This window comes from Streptomyces sp. NPDC048696, assembly GCF_043198895.1.
Lineage (GTDB): Bacteria > Actinomycetota > Actinomycetes > Streptomycetales > Streptomycetaceae > Streptomyces.
On the sequence record NZ_JBICVJ010000006.1, the window covers coordinates 42,971 to 59,542 of the forward strand.

The window sequence follows — 16,572 nt, forward strand, 5'->3', positions numbered from 1 at the left end:
CACACTCGCGCTGCGGGCGCGGCGGTGCGCAGGAACTGTGGAGCAAAACTGGGGCGGCGGTGCTGGGTCTCTCAGCGGGCCGGACAGATGGCGCTGGACATGCGGCCGAGATCGACGTGTCGTCGACTCACCAAGGCGATTCCAGTTCCGGACATGACGGAAGCGTGTCACGGCCATCTCGGGCCAGTCCACCACTATCCATATGGTGGACAACAATGTCCCGATGGGTGAGACGGTGTGTTGTGGGTCACCTCGGCCGTATGCCGGACGCGGGACCCGCCCCGCTCCTATCCTGCCTGTTGCCGGGGAGGCGCACGGGCGAGGGGGCACGCTCATGGGGGAGCAGTTTCGGTCATGGATCCCGGCGGCGGGGGCCTTCGTCCTGGGCGTGCTGGTACTCAAGCTGAAGGACTGGTTCAGGACACTCGTCGACAAGGCGGCGGCCCTCCTCTACAACCGCCTCGCCGGCAGCGCGCTGCTCGCCCGCACCGCCCTGCGCCGCTACACGGCCAAGACGTACGGGCGCAACGCGCGCTTCGCCGTCTCCTTCCGCGTCGACGACCCGCAGGCGATGGACATGGCCTCGGTGTACGTGCCGCTGCGCACCGCGTCCGGGTTCGGCGCGGGCGCCGAGCAGAGTGAGGCGGCGGCGTCGCTCCACGAGTCCCGCCGCGCCGTGGTGCTCGGCGTGCCGGGCGCGGGCAAGACGATGCTGCTGCGCCACACCGTGCTCGCCTGGTGCCGTGAGCGCTACCGCCCCGACGGCCCGCCGCGCCTGACCTGGTACGGCCGCCACCGCCCGCCGAAGGCGGAGCTGGGGGAGCTCGTCGACGTCCCCGTACTGCTGAAGCTGCACGAGGTGAACCTGGACAAGGGGGATCTCCGTGACCACATAGTGAAACACTTCGCGGACCATGACTTCCCGGGTGCCGGGAAGTGGATCGACCGGGCCCTCGCGGAGGGCCGCCTCGCCGTGTACTTCGACGGTCTGGACGAGGTCGCGACGGCCCAGCGCAAAGGGGTCGCGGACGCGATCCGGGAGTTCATGCGGACCCATGCGAAGTGCCGGACCGTGATCACCTGCCGCATCGCGGTGTACCGGGGCGAGTTCAACGAGGACGTCGACCGCACGCTGCGGGTCCAGGAGTTCGACGAGCGGCTGATCCGCCGCTTCCTGCACGGCTGGCCCTGGCCGCAGCACCTGGCGGCCGACACGGTGGAGCAGCTGCTCGGCGCGCTGCGCGACACCCCGCAGCTGATGCCGCTGGCCCGCAACCCGCTGCTCCTGACGATGATCGCGTACCTCTACAGCAATGTGTACGCGGGCACGGACCAGGTGCTTCCGCACACCCGCGCCGACTTCTACAAGCAGGTGACGGACAGCCTGCTCGGCGACCGCCAGCGGCAGGCCCGCTTCTCGCACCCGGTGAAGAAGGCGGTCCTGCAGCGCCTGGCGCTGGCCGCCCAGGACATCCCGTCGGACGTCCACGACCGCCTCGCCCTGCCGGAGAAGGACGTCCTCGCACATGTACGGGACACGCTCGCGGAACAGGGGCGTCCCATCGAGCGGGCGCAGGAGGTGCTGGAGGAGATCGTCGAGCGGAGCGGGCTGCTGCTGGCGGTGGACAACGGGGAGCGGTACCAGTTCGCGCATCTGACGTTGCAGGAGTACCTGGCCGCGAGCCACCTCGCCGCCGACCCGTCCGGCCTGCTGGAGCGCTACCGCCGCGACCCGGCGGCGTGGCGGGAGACGGTACGGCTGTGGTGCGGCGCGGAGGCCCGCGACTGCACGGAGGTCGTACGGGCGGTGTTCGCCCTCGACCCCGTGCTGGCGTTCCAGTGCCTGGCGGACGCGCAGGTGGTGGACGACGCGCTGGCCGACGAGATCGTGAACATGTTCCGGGACCGCCTGGGCCGCGAGACGGGCGCGGACCGACAGGCGGTGATCGCCGCGTTCGGGGCGGTGGCGGGGGACCGGCGGTCACGGGGTGCGGCGGTCTTCGACATGCTCTCGGTCTTCGCGGCCGACGGCCGACGCGCCGGACGGCAGGACGCGGCGTGTGCCGCACTCGCCGCCACCAACGTCACGCGCGCGGCGGAACGCCTGGCCGCGCTGGTGCGCACGGTGCCGGGGGCTTGGGCGGCGCTCGCGGACATGGGGGATCTGGCGGTCCCCGTGCTGGGGCGCTTGGCGCCGCACGAGGCGGAGGCGATGCGCGCCCTGTGGACGGTGTGGACACCTCGGGCCGCTGTGGAGCTCTGGGACGCCATGGTGCGGTCGACCGACCAAGTCCTCAGAGAGGAGGCCGCGTTCCGCCTCGGTGACATGATGCGCGACCCGGACATCGAGGAGGCGTTGCGGGCCGTGCGACGGCAACATGTCATCTACGCGCCCGAGTACCCGTGGGTGTGGAAGCCTTTCACGGCCGACGGTGACGGGGAGATCATGGAGCTGGTCAGTTACATCGCGTCCGTGGTCAGCAGAGGGGACCCGCCCGCCGGGGTACGGATCGACCCCCGCGTCCTCGCCGCGCTGAGCCTCGCGAGGCTCCCCGACGAAGAGCGAAACGCGTCCTGGGCGACGGATGACCGGACACTGGTGGACGAGGTGGGGCGCGGGGAGGCGACAGTCGGCCCGGACGACATCGCTGGGCTGCTGGTGGCGAGCCCCCTGTCCGAGCGGTCGCTCGAACTGGGGGAGCGGTTCCTGGAACAGGTCGGTTTTCCCCTGGCGCAGCGGCGCGTTCTCCATCTGCTTCCGCCCTGGCTGCGAGCCGAGGCCATCGTCGTCCTGTGCCAGCAGGGCACGTCCCACACCATTGAGTGGGAACGGGTCAACGACCCCGTCGAGCACCCGCACTACTACTTCGCTCGCAGTTGGCACTATCGGCTCATCCTCGCCGTGGCCTTGGCCGTCTCCGGCTGCGCTGCCATCCGCGCGGTGTATGCCGTCCAGGCGCCGTACGAGGGCTTCGGCGGGCCGCTGTGGGGGCCGAGCTGGTCGGGGTGGGCCGTGCTGGTACTGGGCATCGGGGGGTGGAGTTGGCTGATCGTCGCCGACGTGCTCAGGAACCCCTGGGCGGCTCCGCCGGTCGTCAGAGTCCTGCTGGCGACCATCGGCCCCTACGCGGTCCTCGCCTGGTACGACTGGTGGGGCGCCGTCGCGGCGGCCGCGATCGCCGGGGCCGTCTTCGCGGCCCGTACCGTGCTCGTCCAGCGAGCCCGCACCCTCACCCTCCGCGCCACCGCCATCGGCACCCCCCTGCGCCGGTTCGTCCACGAACACCTCAACCGGAGAACCTAGGAGAACCTAGCCGAGCGCCCCCGGCCAAGGCCCCGGCGCCGCCACCTCCGCCTCCTCCGTCACCTTCGTGTCGAAGAGCCGGAAGCCGCGTCGCAGGTAGTTGTCCATCGCGTGCTCGCCGTCCAGGGAGCAGGTGTGCAGCCATACCCGCTTCGTCGGGGTGCGGTCCGGCCAGCGGGTGGCCAGGTCCCAGGCTCGGGCGATGCCGTACGAGAGGAGGTGGCCGCCTATGCGGCGGCCGCGGAACGCCGGGATCAGGCCGAAGTAGACGATCTCCACCGCGCCCTCGTCCTGCGCCTCCAGCTCGACGTACCCCGCCGGCGTGCCGTTCTCGTACGCGACCCACGTCTCCACGCCCGGCCGGGACAGGAACTCCTGCCAGGTCGCGTACGACCACGACAGGCGGTCGATCCAGCGGATGTCGCCGCCCACCGCCGTATAGAGGAAGCGGCTGAACTCCGGCGAGGGCACCTCGGCGCGGACGATCCGGAGGTCCGAGGCGGGCCCGGCGGCGGGGCGCAGGTCGGCCGGGGACGTCTGCTCCAGGGACCAGGTGGTGACGGGGATGTTCATGCCGTCACCGAATCACGGCGGCGGCCCGGCGTTCAAGCGCAGGTCAGTGCGGCGACGCGTCAGTGCGGATGGTCCCGGGCGCCCCGTACCGCCGGGGCCGTCGAGTGCGGCAGCAGGGCCGCCGGGTTGGCCGGGCGGATCACCTCCACCTCGACGTCCTCGGCGAAGCGGTACGGGCGGTGGGCCAGCACCTCGGCCAGGTGGCGCCGCAGCCGGGACATCTCGGCCCGTACCGTCACCGTCCTCGTCGGGTCCTCGAAGATGTCGTGGGCCAGCTGGGCGGCGGTGCGGCCGGTGCGGTGCAGGGCCAGTACGTACAGGAGCTCGGCGTGGCGCGGGCTCAGCTCCTGGGCCCAGCTGCCCGCGTCCCCGGCGACCGTCACCGACCAGCGGCGCGGGCGGCTCAGATCGAGCACCACCTTGGTGGGCAGCGCGTCCGCGTGCGCCTCGTCGCCCACCACCTGCACCAGCCAGCCGCCCGGCAGCGGCTCGACCGCGCACATGCCGAACGACGGCAGCCACACCCGCCCCGCCCGGAACGACTTGGGCAGCGGCAGCCGGTCCACCGGCGGCATACCGGTCACCGCCGCCGTCCAGCCGTTGGTGTCCACCGCGAGCGCCCGGCCGCCGACGCGGCAGAGCACCGGGGCCGCGACCGTCCGCAGCCGCTCCACCGCGCTCAGATGGCGGGCGCGCAGCTCGGCCTCGGCCAGGCGCGAGACGGAGGTGACGAACGACAGGGTCGCCGGGTGCATCGTCGACAGCGGGCCGCTGACGTCCACGACGCCCAGGAGCCGCCCGTCGCGCGGGTCGACGATGGGCGCGCCCGCGCAGGTCCAGGCATGGTGGCTGGAGACGAAGTGCTCGGCCGAGTACACCTGCATCGGGCGGCGGGTGATCAGCGGGGTGCCCACCCCGTTCGTACCGACGGCGCCCTCGCTCCAGTCGGCGCCCACTTCGAAGCCCAGCGCGTCCGCCTTCTTGAGGACGGAGGCGTGGCCCTCGCGCCACAGCAGCATTCCGTCGGCGTCGCTGACGACCATGATGTGCTGCGCGGCGTCCGCGACCGTGACCAGCGCGTCCCGCAGCACCGGCAGCACCTCTTTGAGGGGCGAGGCGTTGCGGCGCCGCTCCACCTCCGCCAGGGAGAGCAGCCCGGCGGTCTTGCCGCCGTCCGGGTCGACGCCGTGGCCGAGCACCCGGCGCCACGACGCGTCGATCTCCGCGCGCGGCGCGGGTTTCGGGGGCCGTCCGGCGAGCGCGGCCGCCCGCATGGCCTTCAGCAGCCGGGTGGCCTCCCGTACGTCCATCGCGGCCAGCCGTGCGGGGTCGAGGGCGTTGGTGTGCGGCACTGGGTCCTCCTGTCGACACCGGCGTTCCGAGGGGGAGTCGAACGCGGATGTCACGAATTCATCGTGCCCGCCCCGGCGTTCGCGCGCGGCGATATGCCGCACAAGGTTGCAACCCTTTGCAACTCTCGCGAACAGCCGTGCGTGTGTACGAAGGTGGTGGAACACCGGACGTCCGGTCGTCATGGCCCGCGAGGGCGCATGGGAGTGCGGGGGTGGTGCCGTGTCGGCGCAGCACCACCCCCGACGGACGTTCCGGTCCCTCTCGCGGTCGTCCCGGGATCAGACCCGGGCCCGCGCCCGCTCCACCACGGCGCCCAGGTCCAGCGTGTGCGGCAGCGTCCCGAAGGCGCTGCCCCAGTCACCGCCGAGCCGGGAGGCGCAGAACGCGTCCGCGACCTCGGCGGGCGCCCAGCGCACCAGGAGCGAGCCCTGGAGCACCAGTGCGATGCGCTCGACCAGGCGGCGCGCCCGGGCCTCGATGCCGTCCAGGTCCGCGAGCTCGGTCAGCAGGTTCTTGATCGCCCCGTCCAGCCGGTGATCGGCGCCGCGCGCCTTGCCGACCTCCTGGAGGAACGCGTCGAGCGCCTGCGGCTCGCGCTGGAGCGCCCGGAGTACGTCAAGGGCCTGGACGTTGCCCGAGCCCTCCCAGATCGAGTTGAGCGGGGACTCGCGCAGCAGCCGGGGCAGCCCGGACTCCTCGACGTAGCCGTTGCCGCCCAGGCACTCCAGCGCCTCGGCGACAACCGGCGTACAGCGCTTGGTCACCCAGTACTTGGCGGCCGGGACCGCGAGCCGGAGCAGCGCCCGCTCCTGTTCCGTATCCGTGCTCTGGACGGCGTCCTGTGCGGCCGCGAGACGCAGCGCCAGCGTGGTCGCCGCCTCCGACTCCAGGGCCAGATCGGCCAGTACGTTCTTCATCAGCGGCTTCTCGATGAGCAGCCCGCCGAACGCGCTGCGGTACGCCGCGTGGTGGATCGCCTGCGCCACGCCCTGGCGCATCAGCGCCGCCGAGCCGACCACGCAGTCGAGCCGGGTCGCCGCCACCATCTCGATGATGGTGCGCACCCCGCGCCCCTCGTCGCCGACCCGGCGCGCCCACGTCTCGTCGAACTCGACCTCGCTGGACGCGTTGGACCTGTTGCCGAGCTTGTCCTTGAGCCGCTGGATGCGGAACGTGTTGCGGGTGCCGTCCTCCAGGACGCGGGGCACCAGGAAGCAGGTGAGACCCCCGGGCGCCTGCGCCAGGACCAGGAACCCGTCGCACATCGGCGCCGAGCAGAACCACTTGTGCCCGGTGAGCAGATACTCACCCGCGTCCCCGAGCGGCCTGGCCTGGGTGGTGTTGGCCCGGACGTCGCTGCCGCCCTGCTTCTCCGTCATGCCCATCCCGAAGAGCACCCCGCCCTTCTGGGAAGCGGGCCGCAGCCCCTCCTCGTACACATGGGAGGTGAGCCGGGGCTCCCACTCGGCGGCCAGCGCCGGGTCGGCCCGCAGCGCCGGGACGGCCGCGTGCGTCATCGACAGCGGGCACCCGTGGCCCGCCTCCGCCTGCGTCCACACCAGGAACCCGGCCGCGCGGCGCACATGCCCGCCCGGCCGCCCCCAGGCGTCCGTGAGCCCCGCCGAGACGGCGTGTCCCAGCAGCCGGTGCCAGCTGGGGTGGAAGTCGACCTCGTCGATCCGGTTCCCGTACCGGTCGTGGGTGCGCAGCTTCGGCGGGTTCTCGTTCGCCAGCACCCCCCACTCCTGGGCCTGGGCGGAGCCCGCCGTGCGCCCCAGCGCGCTGAGCTCGTCCCGCGCGCCGTCCACGAGCTCGGGCGCGAGATGCCGCTCCACCCCCTCGGCGAGAGCGCGGTCGGACGTGAAGACGTCATATCCCACCAGGGGCGGAGCCTGGTTGGTCACTGTGTGGGTGGTGGCTGCCATGCCGATACGGTAAGGAGGTGCAGCCAGCAAATGAAACACCCGAGCGGCCATCGGGCCGACTCCACCGGGCCCCGAGCCGACTCCACCGGGCCCGCGTCCTCTACCGCAACGTCTCCAAGCGGAAGATGGCCTGGCTGCTCCTGAAGGACACCGTCAACTCGTGCATCGAGTACCGCATCCTCGGGCTCGCGGCCGAAGCGGCGTTCTTCACCCTGCTCTCGCTGCCCCCGCTGCTGCTCAGCCTCATCGCGCTGCTCGGATACGTGGACGGCTGGACCAACACGGACACCGTCGCCAGCATCAACTCGAACATCCTCACCGCCGCCCAGTCGGTCCTCTCCGACCGGGGCGTCCACGATTTCGCCGAGCCGCTGCTGGCGGACGTCACCAAGGGAAAACGTCCGGAAATCGTCTCCCTCGGCTTCGCCTTCGCGCTCTGGTCGGGCTCGCGGGCGGTCAACGTCTTCATCGACACGATCACCGTGATGTACGGCCTCGACGGCCATCGGGGCATCGTGCGCACCCGGATGCTCTCGCTGCTCCTGTACATCGCGGCGCTGCTGATCGGCGCGCTGGTGCTGCCGCTGGCGGTGGTCGGGCCGGACCGGGTGGTCGAGCTCGTCCCGTGGGGGACGGACCTGATCAGCGTCCTGTACTGGCCGGTGATGATCCTCCTTTCGGTGGCGTTCCTGACGACTCTCTTCCACGTCTCGGTGCCGGTGCGCTCGCCGTGGATCGAGGACGTGCCGGGGGCGCTGGTGGCGCTGGCGATGTGGGTGCTCGGGTCGTTCCTGCTGCGGATCTACCTCACCAACACGGTCGAGGGCCCCACGATCTACGGCTCGCTGGCCGCGCCCGTGGCCGTCCTCCTGTGGATCGGCGTGTCGGCCTTCGCGGTCCTGGTGGGCGCGGCCGTCAACGCGGCGATCGACCGCGTGTGGCCGTCGGTGGCGACGGCGGCCGCGCGTGCGGCCAACGAACGGGTCAAGACCGCCCAGGCCGCCGAGATCGTCGCCCGCGCCGCCCAGGCCCGCGCGGCCTACCCCGACGACCCCGACGACCTCGACTTCGGCGACCCCGGGATGCCGTCGGAGTACCCCGAACGGTGGTCGCGCTTCCTGCCCCCGGACGACGTGAAGTCCCGGCTGCACGGGGGACGGGACGCGCAGGGCCGGGACAAGGGGTAGGTGCCGGGTCACTTAGTCAAAGGACCCGGCTATCAGCGCCAGCGCCAGCGCCAGCGCCAGCGCCAGCGCCAGCGCCAGCGCTCGCGCTCACGCGTCAGCAAGCGCACCCGTGATCGCCCCCAGTGACGTGGTCACCAGCGTGGCCCCCGCGGCCCGCAGATCCGCCGCCGAGGCGGCATCGTCGGCCAGCCCCACGAACGGCACGCCGAGACGGACGGCCGTGGCCGCGGCGTGCGGCATCCGGCCGATCACCAGCGACCCGGCGACGGTCCTGACGGACTGCAGGACGGCGTCCTCACCCATCCGGGTGTGCGCCCGGATGTCGACGGCGACGTCCGCCAGGCCGGGCCCGAGGGCATCGCGTACGGGCTCCTCCGTACCGCCGGTGACGACGATGACCTGACGGCCGGAACCGACGAGCGCCCGGACCGCCTCGCGCGCGTGGGGCCGCGCGAGAGTGCCGTCGTGGTCGACGAGGACCTTGCGTACGGGGGCGAGGAGGGTGCGCAGGGGGGCGAGTGAGGGGCCCAGCGTGACGCGGGCGACGAAGTCGAGCCTGCGACGCGAGGTCGCCGGACCGCCCAGGTACTCGTCCACCCACGCCTGGGCCTCGGCGAGCCGGGCGAGCCCGTAGCCGCGCAGCGAGGGGGCGAGTTCGCTGCTCAGCCAGCGCTCGACCTCCTCCGCCCGCGAGCCGTCGCGCGTGTACTGCGACCGCCAGGTGACGTGCGCGTCGGCGGTGAACGCGAGGCTGTCGACGGCACTGGGGAGGGGGAACCGGAGGACGGTTGTGTGGGGCCCGGCGGCTTCGACCCGCCGGAACCAGATGACGAATCCGCCGTCCTCGAAGCGCTCGTACTGGTCCGCGTCGCGTTCGTCGAGTAGGCGGTGGAGCGCGTCCGGCACGCAGACGTCGACCGTGCCGGGGAAAGGCGTCTCCCGGGGCTCCGGCGGGATGCCCATGAGATACCTCGACCGGATGAACTCCGCATCGAGCTGCACCAGGGCGCGCAGGCTCAGGGGTTCGAGCTCGGCCCTCTGCACGCTGCTCGGCAGCGCGAGGGGCAGCCACCGCACGAGCCGGTCCAGCGCGGCCGACGCCGTGCCGTCGGGATGCAGGAGGAGGTAGGTCGCGCGGTACAACTCCTGGACCTGGGGTGCGACGCCGAACACCTCCTCGACGATGCGGATCAGCGCGACGGGGACGGGGACCGTGTTGCCGTCGGCGCTCGACGTCACCTCGATGACCACCATCGGGCGCGGCACGGCGCTGCGCAGCACGTCCCGCCGCTCGGCGAGCGTCCGCAGCAGCTCGGCCAGCTCCCCGCGCCACAGGTCCGCCCACTCGCCGGACATCCCCTCCAGCGGCTCGCCCGCCCACAGCCCGAGCGCGGTCTCGTACCGCTCCAGGGCCAGCGTGTGGTCGCCCTGGCCCTGGGCCGTCTCGGCCTGGGAAAGGAGCTGTTCGACGCTGAAGAGGTCGACGTCGATGCCCTGGAGCAGCAGGTGGTACGTCGAGTCGGGCCCCTCCTGGACGGGATGGCCCTGCCGGACGAGACGGGCGGCGACGGCGTGGACGTCCTGCGTCCACTCCGGCTCCCACAGCTCGGTGCCGCTCACCCGGTTGCCGCGCGAGAGGACCAGCGCGCACAGCATGCGCAGCTCGGGGCCGTCGCCGTCGGGGGACGGGACGCCGTTGACCCACGCCTCGGGCGGGCCGAGGAGCCGGTAGACGCGGCGGGCGTCGGCGGGGGTGGCCAGGAGTGCGGCTGCGGCGCGGCGGCGTACCGCGGGGGACTCGTCCAGAAGCTGGGCGATCGCCGCGTTGAGGGCGGCGGGCAGCTGTCCGGCGCGTACCGCGCCCGGGTTGATCTCGACCGGCTCCGTCGCCAGCCGCTCGGCGGTGAACGGTGCCCCCAGAGCCATGTCGTACAGCAGGTTTCCGACCGCGAGAAGGTCGTCCTCCGGTGTGGGCGTGACGCCCGGTGCCGAGGCCCCCGGCTCGCAGAGCAGCGCCCCCCGGTCGGGCGAGAGCAGGACGTTCTCGGCCCGTACCTGACCGTGCGCGATGCCCAGCTGGTGCATGTCCTCAAGGGCGGAGAGCAGATCCCGGCCGGTGCGCGCGATAACGTCGGCCGGGAACCCGTTCGGGTGGTCGCGCATCGCCTCGCTCAGCGTCGGCGCGTGCACGAGTTCGGTGACCAGGCGCAGGTCGTCCCCGTTGTGAAGAGTCCGCCCCACCAGCACGCGCCTCCCGCCTCCCGCCTCCCGAGGCCCCCGCAGCAACCGCACGCTCTCCCGGCTGACCAGCGCGAACGGGTCGCCCGGCACCGCCCCCACCGGCCCCCCGTGCGCCGCCACCAGGACGCGGAACTCGCCCGGGACCGCGCCCGCCAGCGCCTCGATCCGGGCGTTCACGCGGCTCAGCAGGCCCGCCGTGCGGACGTGGGCGGTGTGCGGCAGGGTGCCGAGCAGCACGTCGCGTACGCCCGGCCGGAACTCGTACGCGCCCGCCGGGCCCGGCAGCGCCGTCAGCATGCCGCTCAGGACGACCTCGGCCAGATGCTGCGGCTGCGGGTGCGGTTCCACGGCCGCGTGGACGAGCCGCATCACCGGCAGATGCGCACACCCCACCGCCAGATGCGCCGCGAGCCGGAACGCCGCCGGGGAGGCCACCGAACGGAAGCGCAGGACGAGTTCGTCGGCGGGCAGGTCGGGCGCGGGTGCCTCGCGGGCCTCGGCGGGCGGTGGTGGCGACGGCCCCAACAGGGCCGCCGCGCCCGGCACCTGGGCCCCGCCCCGCGCTCCCACCAGCTCCGCCCAGTTCCCCAGCCAGCGCGCGGCGGGCTCCAGGACCGGCACCGGGAGGGCGCCGGGGACGGCGGGGGCCGCGTCCGTGTCGTACGGCAGGAAGGTCAGGTTCGCCCCCGCCGCGCCCGGGCCCGGGGCGCTCAGGAGGCCGGCGGTCGGGGTGAACGCGGAGTACTGCCAGAGCCGTTCGGGCAGTGGCTGGACGACGGCGACCGGCAGCGTGCGGGCCCAGCCGCGCAGGGTGCGGTACCAGCGGCGCCCGGCCGGACCGGCTCGCCACTGCGGGCCCATGCAGTCGCTGAGGACCAGGACGGCCGTGCGGCTCGTCGCGGCCGGGCGCACCGGAACGCCGCCGTCCGTGGTGAGCGGCAGCGTCTCGACCGTACGGAACGCGCCCGTCTGCGCCAATGCCCGGTGCAGATCGCGCAGCAGCGGCCGCCACATCGTCATCGTCGGGCCCGCGTCGAAGACGATCCGCAGATGCAGCCAGCGCTCCGGCCGGGGCCGCAGCACCGGGAGCCACCACTCGGGGCGCGCGCCGAACAGCGCGCCCCGGTGCGCGGTCGCCGTCTCGTCGAACTCCCGCTCGTGCGCCGACGGCACCCGCCGCTTCAACGGGCGTACGGCACGCTGGAGCGCGAGCGGATGCGCCAGCATCGGGGGCGCGGGCGCCAACAAGGGCGCGTGCTCGCCGCCGCGCTCCGGCGCGGGCGCGGGGCGGCCGGGTGGAGGGGTGCGCAGCGGTACGCGCTCCGGTGCGTCGGGCCGCTCGGCGGGGGCCGGTGGTGGCTCGTCGGCGGCCGGGGCGTCGGGCCGCGGGGTGTCCTCGGGGAAACGCGGTGGCGGCAGCCGCTCGCCGTCGGTGCGGACCTCGGGCTCCGGGCGCATGTGCTGGGCCAGCCACAGCAGTTCGGCGATCTCCTGGCCGGTGGGCACGCCGGTGCCCGCCGCGCCGAGCACCCGCCGCAGGGCGTCCGTCGACCGCCGCCCGGAAGGAACCGGACCGTCCGGCTCGTCGGAAGTCATCAGAAGTCGTCGGCGTCGTCGGGCCGTGGCTCGCCGGGCTCGAAGCCCTGGCTCAGATACGGCATCAGGTGCTCGGCGAGCCGGCTGCGGGAGGTTCCCGTAAGCCCCGAAGTGCGCGTCAGATACACTGCGTTGAGCAGCTGGTCCGTCGCCAGTTCACCGCCGGACGCGCGACGGAGGAAACGGTCGACCAGCTCCAGGGCGTCCTGGTCGAGCTCGCCCAGATGCGCCTCCACGATCGCCTTGAGCTGGCTCTCGTCCGGCTGGCGGAGCTCCAGCGTCACACATCGGCGCAGGAACGCGGGCGGGAACTCGCGCTCGCCGTTGCTGGTGAGGACGACGAAGGGGAAGGCGTTGCACCGCACCCGGCCCCGGTGCACCCGTGTCCGCCAGTCGCCGCCCGACATCAGGACCTCGGCGTAGGGGGTGTGGTGAGCGGTCCGTACGAGCTCCGGAATCTCGAACTGGCCCTCCTCCAGGACGTTGAGCAGGTCGTTCGGCAGGTCCAGGTCACCCTTGTCGATCTCGTCGATCAGCAGGACGCGCGGGTCGCGGTACGGCAGGAGGGCCGTGCCGAGCGGGCCGAGCCGCAGATGGTCCTCGATGCCGCTCCCCGAGAACGCCTCGGTCTCCCGTGACGCGTACAGCCGCGACAGCGGGTCGTACTGGTACAGCCCGTCGGTCAGTGTGCTGCGGCTGGTGATGTTCCAGCGCAGCACCGGCCCCAGCATCAGCTCGCGCGCGACCGCGTACGGCAGGCTCGACTTGCCGCTGCCGGGCGGGCCGGTGACCAGTAGCGGCCGTCTCAGGTACAGGGCCGCGTTGACCAGTTCGACGCTCCGGTCGGTGACGACGTAGGTCTCGGCCCGGTGGGTGCGGTCCGGTGACGCGGACGCGTCGTCCGGGTCCTCGGACGGCGGCGGCAGCAGCGGTGTGCCGTTGAAGGCGCGCCAGGGCGGCGGCGGGGGCAACTGACCGATCCCGGCGTGCGGTTCGCCGCCGCCGGTGTACACGGGCCACAGGGACATCTCGGGCTGCTCCAGTCGTTCAGCTCAGCGGGGAGCGGTCGGGCGGGGTGACGGGCGGGAAGCGGCGCGGGTCCTCCCAGACCAGCGTCAGCCCGGCCGCCCAGTGCGGCGCGTCCTCGTCGTGCACGAACGCCTCCTTGCGCAACGTCAGTACATGGCCGGGCAGTTCGCCGGGTGCGAGCCGGGTCAGCCGCTCGGCCAGCGCGTCCAGGAAGCCGCTGCCCCGGCAGCCGCCGTCGCAGGACGCCCCGGCGCAGCCCGTGTGCGGCCACAGCACGATCGGCGAGGGCGCGTCGAGCGCGGCCCCGTGCGGGCCGGTCGCCGCGCGTCCCGGGTCCGGCGGCCGGGCGAACCCCACCGGCCCGTACACATCCTGGAGCTGTACGGAGAGCTTGTCCGGCCGGGGCGCCGCGCCGCACTCGATGCGGTGCACCGGAGAGGTGCGGCGGCCGTCGAGGACGTCCCACATCTGGCGCAGGGTCCACTGGAGCCTGGGGTTGCGGCGGCGCAGCCGGTCCATCACGACGACCGGCGAGACACAGCCGAGCGGAGGCTCGATGCCCTTGCGGCGCACCCACTGGTCGACCGGCTTGTTCAGCCAGGTGCGCGGCAGCGCGAAGGCGACGAGCGCCCGGCCCCGGTCGTCGAGATCGCCGAAGGCGTCGTCGACCCGGTCGAGCACCCAGTCGCGCAGCTGCTTCTCGCCGGTGACGGTGGTCGCGTCGACGAGCCTGCGGGTGCCGTCCCGGTACGCGTACACCTCGACCAGGAGCGCGTTCCTGCCCTCGCCGCTGCGGTTGATGTCGACCAGGACCGGCGACCAGCCGAGGTCGGGCGCCCGGCCCGGCCCGCCCGCGCCGCCGGCCGGGGCGTCGCGGCGGGCCCGGTACGCCTGCGCCCAGGCGCGCAGCTCGCGCCCGAGCGCGGCGTCCGGCGACGGCCCCTCGTCGACCGCCGTCGCCAGCCGTACGGCGAACTCCGCGAGCGGGAAGGCGCCCGCCCGGGGTGCCGACTCGGCCAGCAGATGCCACACCGCCTCCCACACGTTTGCGAACCCGCCGTCCGGCGGCGCGAGCCCGAGCGGTCCCACCGCCTGCCCGAAGAGCCGGTCCGGGTCGGCCGTTCCGTCGGGCACGCGCGCGACGAGCGCGGCCAGCGCGCGCTTCTCACCGGGGTCGTGGCCCGGGGTCGGGACGTGCTCGGCCAGCGGTGGCCAGGACCGGGCGAGGACGTGCGCCGAGACCATCCGTACGGGCTCCATCGCGCACACCATGCCGACCACCTCGCCGCCGTCCGCGAGGCTCACGGCCGACCCGCTGAACCCGCCGCTCACCGACGCCCCGTACCCCTTCCAGTCCTCCAGCTGGGTCCATTCGTTTCCGGTCAACTGGTGGGTGGAGGCGCGGAGTTCGCTGATCAGGCCCTCCTCGTAACCCTCCGGGAAGCCGTGGGCGAGGAGTTTGGGTGCGGGGTAGGCGTACGGCGCGTCGAGGCGGGCGAAGCGGGCGGGGCGCACCGGCACCGGCCCGGGCAGCTCCAGGACCGCCCAGTCGCCGGGGTCCCGGCTGTCGCCCGCCCAGCCGCCGCGCGCCACCACGCGCGCGAGGACCGGCTCGTGGCCCGCCAGCCCGGGCAGGCGGATCTCGGCCCGCTCCTCCTGCCACACCACATGCGCGCAGGTCAGCACATGGCGGTCGGTGAACAGAAACCCGGCGCCGACCGCGCCGCCGCAGGAGATGTACGCGGGCCAGGAGGGTGACGCCATCACCGCGCTGCCGTGGCTCCGGGGTCCGGGACCGCCGGATCCGCCGCGGGCACGGGGTCGGCCTCCTGCCGCCGCGCCCCCGGCGCCCACGACAGCTTCACCACCAGATGCCCCTCCACCGCCGTCTTCGCGATCACCGCGCCCGCCTCGGCGGTCAGCTTCACGCCGAACTCCAGCTCCACCGTGTCCGGTCTGAGCCGCCCGTCCCGGAAGACGTGCAGCGCGGACTCGGCGGCCGCGCGGATCCCGTCCAGGGCGTCGTCGAACGTACGGGCCGCCTGGGCCACCGAGTTGTCGCCGCGCCGCACCAACTTGGCGCCGGGCGCGTGCCGTTCGACCTCCACGGTCACCTGCGCCCCGTCGTCCGTGCGGAACTCCATCAGCGCACCCATCGACGCCCCCTCGCAGACCGTGCCGGACCGGCGTCCATTGTTGCGGAGCAGCACCGCCGCTGTCCGGGTTACGGCCTGTCCGGGTTAGCCTCGAAGACATGTACCGAGAGCGTCCGTCACGGCTGGCCGGTGCCGTCGTCTGGGCGCGCACGATGGAGGCGGGCGCCGCCCGTCCCGTCCTGCCGGACGGCTGTATGGACCTGCTGTGGCGCGACGGGGAGCTCTTCGTGGCGGGACCGGACACGCACGCGTATGTGCCGTACGCGGCCGCCGGGGTCCGGTACGCCGGGGTGCGGTTCGCGCCGGGCGCGGGGCCCGCGGCCATCGGTGTCCCGGCGCACGAGCTGCGCGACCGGCGCGTGGCGCTCGCCGCGCTCTGGCCCGGCGCCGAGGTGCGCCGCCTCACCGAGCGCATAGCGCAGGCGCCGGACCCGGCGGCGGCCCTTGAGGCCGTGGCGCTGGCGCGGGCCGAGGAACCGGATCCGCGGATGCGGGCCGTCGTGGCGATGCTGGACGCGGGCCGGTCGGTCGCCGCGAGCGCCGAGGCCGTCGGGCTCGGCACCCGCGCCCTGCACCGCCGCTCGCTGGACGCCTTCGGCTACGGCCCCAAGACCCTCGCGCGCGTGCTGCGGCTCCAGCGGGCCGTCGCTCTCGTACAGGCCGGGGTGCCGTACGCCGAGGCGGCGCTCGCGGCCGGGTGCGCCGACCAGGCCCATCTCGCCCGGGAGATGCGCGCACTGGCCGGCACGACCCTCACGGCCTACGCGGAGGCGGCGAACAGGGAGACCTCGACCCCGTCCGGGTCGTGGAGCGTCGCGTAACGCTGGCCCCAGAAGGCGTCGAAGGGCTTGAGATGGCCGGGGTACCCGGCCGCCACCAGGGCCTCGTACGCCGTGTCCACCTCGGCCGGGCTGTCGCAGACGAAGGCGAACCCGGTGCGGCCGCCGCCCTGCGGGCGGGTCCACTCGGGGTCGAAGGAGCGCACCACGTCCTCGGTGTCCCACAGGATGCGGTGGCCGCCCGGGAGCGTGTACTCCACATGCGGTTGTGTGTCGGCGTCGGCCGGGATGTCCAGGCCGAGGCGGCGGTAGAAGGCGAGCGAGGCGGCCATGTCGGAGACGACCAGGCCGATGGCGTCGAATCGTGCGTTCATGCCGTCACCGTAGGCCGGGCCCGGCGGGCCGGTCTTGAACGAATCGGACAGCGCT

At 73.6% G+C, this 16,572-nt stretch carries 12 protein-coding genes; 3 read left to right on the forward strand and 9 right to left on the reverse strand.

Annotation, left to right across the window (positions count from 1 at the left end; all coding sequences use genetic code 11):
- Window positions 1–71: 71 nt before the first annotated feature.
- Window positions 72–155, reverse strand: a complete 84-nt coding sequence (locus ACGFRG_RS14155) for a putative leader peptide (protein WP_310591794.1) — start codon at window positions 153–155, stop codon at window positions 72–74.
- Between the two features lie 179 nt (window positions 156–334).
- Here ACGFRG_RS14155 and ACGFRG_RS14160 point away from each other — a divergent pair, with 179 nt between their 5' ends.
- The gene (locus tag ACGFRG_RS14160) at window positions 335–3,304 is read left to right on the forward strand and encodes an NACHT domain-containing protein (RefSeq protein WP_393263830.1); all 2,970 of its coding nucleotides are present in this window, start codon (window positions 335–337) and stop codon (window positions 3,302–3,304) included.
- A gap of 6 nt (window positions 3,305–3,310) precedes the next feature.
- Here the strand turns inward: ACGFRG_RS14160 and ACGFRG_RS14165 are convergent, their stop codons facing one another.
- The 3 genes from ACGFRG_RS14165 to ACGFRG_RS14175 form a co-directional block, all read right to left on the reverse strand.
- Window positions 3,311–3,877: a GNAT family N-acetyltransferase gene (locus ACGFRG_RS14165; protein ID WP_361424625.1), complete on the reverse strand. Its 567-nt coding sequence runs from the start codon at window positions 3,875–3,877 to the stop codon at window positions 3,311–3,313.
- 59 nt (window positions 3,878–3,936) lie between these two features.
- The gene (locus ACGFRG_RS14170; RefSeq protein ID WP_393264394.1) at window positions 3,937–5,187 is read right to left on the reverse strand and encodes a GAF domain-containing protein; all 1,251 of its coding nucleotides are present in this window, start codon (window positions 5,185–5,187) and stop codon (window positions 3,937–3,939) included.
- 321 nt (window positions 5,188–5,508) lie between these two features.
- Window positions 5,509–7,155 (reverse strand): acyl-CoA dehydrogenase family protein, encoded by a 1,647-nt coding sequence (locus ACGFRG_RS14175; protein WP_393263832.1) that lies wholly within the window; start codon window positions 7,153–7,155, stop codon window positions 5,509–5,511.
- A gap of 17 nt (window positions 7,156–7,172) precedes the next feature.
- On the opposite strand from ACGFRG_RS14175, the gene ACGFRG_RS14180 reads away from it, so the two are divergent.
- Window positions 7,173–8,342, forward strand: a complete 1,170-nt coding sequence (locus ACGFRG_RS14180) for a YihY/virulence factor BrkB family protein (RefSeq protein WP_361424631.1) — start codon at window positions 7,173–7,175, stop codon at window positions 8,340–8,342.
- Window positions 8,343–8,429: 87 nt separating this feature from the next.
- Here ACGFRG_RS14180 and ACGFRG_RS14185 read toward each other — a convergent pair whose 3' ends face one another.
- The 4 genes from ACGFRG_RS14185 to ACGFRG_RS14200 are packed head-to-tail and all read right to left on the reverse strand — an operon-like array spanning window position 8,430 to window position 15,364.
- Window positions 8,430–12,179, reverse strand: coding sequence for an SAV_2336 N-terminal domain-related protein (locus tag ACGFRG_RS14185; RefSeq protein WP_393263834.1), 3,750 nt, complete (start codon window positions 12,177–12,179; stop codon window positions 8,430–8,432).
- Window positions 12,179–13,207, reverse strand: coding sequence for a MoxR family ATPase (locus ACGFRG_RS14190; RefSeq protein WP_361424637.1), 1,029 nt, complete (start codon window positions 13,205–13,207; stop codon window positions 12,179–12,181). Before ACGFRG_RS14190 ends, ACGFRG_RS14185 begins: the two co-directional genes overlap by 1 nt.
- Before the next feature lie 19 nt (window positions 13,208–13,226).
- A complete protein-coding gene (locus ACGFRG_RS14195) occupies window positions 13,227–14,972 on the reverse strand; it encodes a trypsin-like peptidase domain-containing protein (RefSeq protein WP_361424640.1) in 1,746 nt (581 codons plus the stop codon).
- Entirely contained in the window at window positions 14,972–15,364 is a 393-nt protein-coding gene (locus ACGFRG_RS14200) for a CU044_2847 family protein (protein ID WP_361424642.1), read from the reverse strand. The genes ACGFRG_RS14195 and ACGFRG_RS14200 overlap by 1 nt, the downstream gene beginning before the upstream one ends.
- Window positions 15,365–15,462: 98 nt before the next feature.
- Between ACGFRG_RS14200 and ACGFRG_RS14205 the strand changes: the two genes are divergently transcribed.
- Window positions 15,463–16,185 (forward strand): DUF6597 domain-containing transcriptional factor, encoded by a 723-nt coding sequence (locus ACGFRG_RS14205; RefSeq protein ID WP_393263837.1) that lies wholly within the window; start codon window positions 15,463–15,465, stop codon window positions 16,183–16,185.
- On the opposite strand, the gene ACGFRG_RS14210 is transcribed toward ACGFRG_RS14205, so the two are convergent.
- Window positions 16,125–16,568, reverse strand: coding sequence for a VOC family protein (locus ACGFRG_RS14210; RefSeq protein WP_361424989.1), 444 nt, complete (start codon window positions 16,566–16,568; stop codon window positions 16,125–16,127). The genes ACGFRG_RS14205 and ACGFRG_RS14210 overlap by 61 nt on opposite strands.
- Window positions 16,569–16,572 lie beyond the last annotated feature (4 nt).

What these genes read in the sequence shown, in the direction of transcription:
- ACGFRG_RS14170 (WP_393264394.1), bottom strand. Translation starts at nt 5,187, where the DNA reads ATGGACGTACGGGAGGCCACCCGGCTGCTGAAGGCCATGCGGGCGGCC.
- ACGFRG_RS14160 (WP_393263830.1), top strand. Translation starts at nt 335, where the DNA reads ATGGGGGAGCAGTTTCGGTCATGGATCCCGGCGGCGGGGGCCTTCGTC.
- ACGFRG_RS14165 (WP_361424625.1), bottom strand. Translation starts at nt 3,877, where the DNA reads ATGAACATCCCCGTCACCACCTGGTCCCTGGAGCAGACGTCCCCGGCC.
- ACGFRG_RS14185 (WP_393263834.1), bottom strand. Translation starts at nt 12,179, where the DNA reads ATGACTTCCGACGAGCCGGACGGTCCGGTTCCTTCCGGGCGGCGGTCG.
- ACGFRG_RS14195 (WP_361424640.1), bottom strand. Translation starts at nt 14,972, where the DNA reads ATGGCGTCACCCTCCTGGCCCGCGTACATCTCCTGCGGCGGCGCGGTC.
- ACGFRG_RS14155 (WP_310591794.1), bottom strand. Translation starts at nt 155, where the DNA reads ATGTCCGGAACTGGAATCGCCTTGGTGAGTCGACGACACGTCGATCTC.
- ACGFRG_RS14205 (WP_393263837.1), top strand. Translation starts at nt 15,463, where the DNA reads ATGTACCGAGAGCGTCCGTCACGGCTGGCCGGTGCCGTCGTCTGGGCG.
- ACGFRG_RS14190 (WP_361424637.1), bottom strand. Translation starts at nt 13,207, where the DNA reads ATGTCCCTGTGGCCCGTGTACACCGGCGGCGGCGAACCGCACGCCGGG.
- ACGFRG_RS14175 (WP_393263832.1), bottom strand. Translation starts at nt 7,155, where the DNA reads ATGGCAGCCACCACCCACACAGTGACCAACCAGGCTCCGCCCCTGGTG.
- ACGFRG_RS14200 (WP_361424642.1), bottom strand. Translation starts at nt 15,364, where the DNA reads ATGGGTGCGCTGATGGAGTTCCGCACGGACGACGGGGCGCAGGTGACC.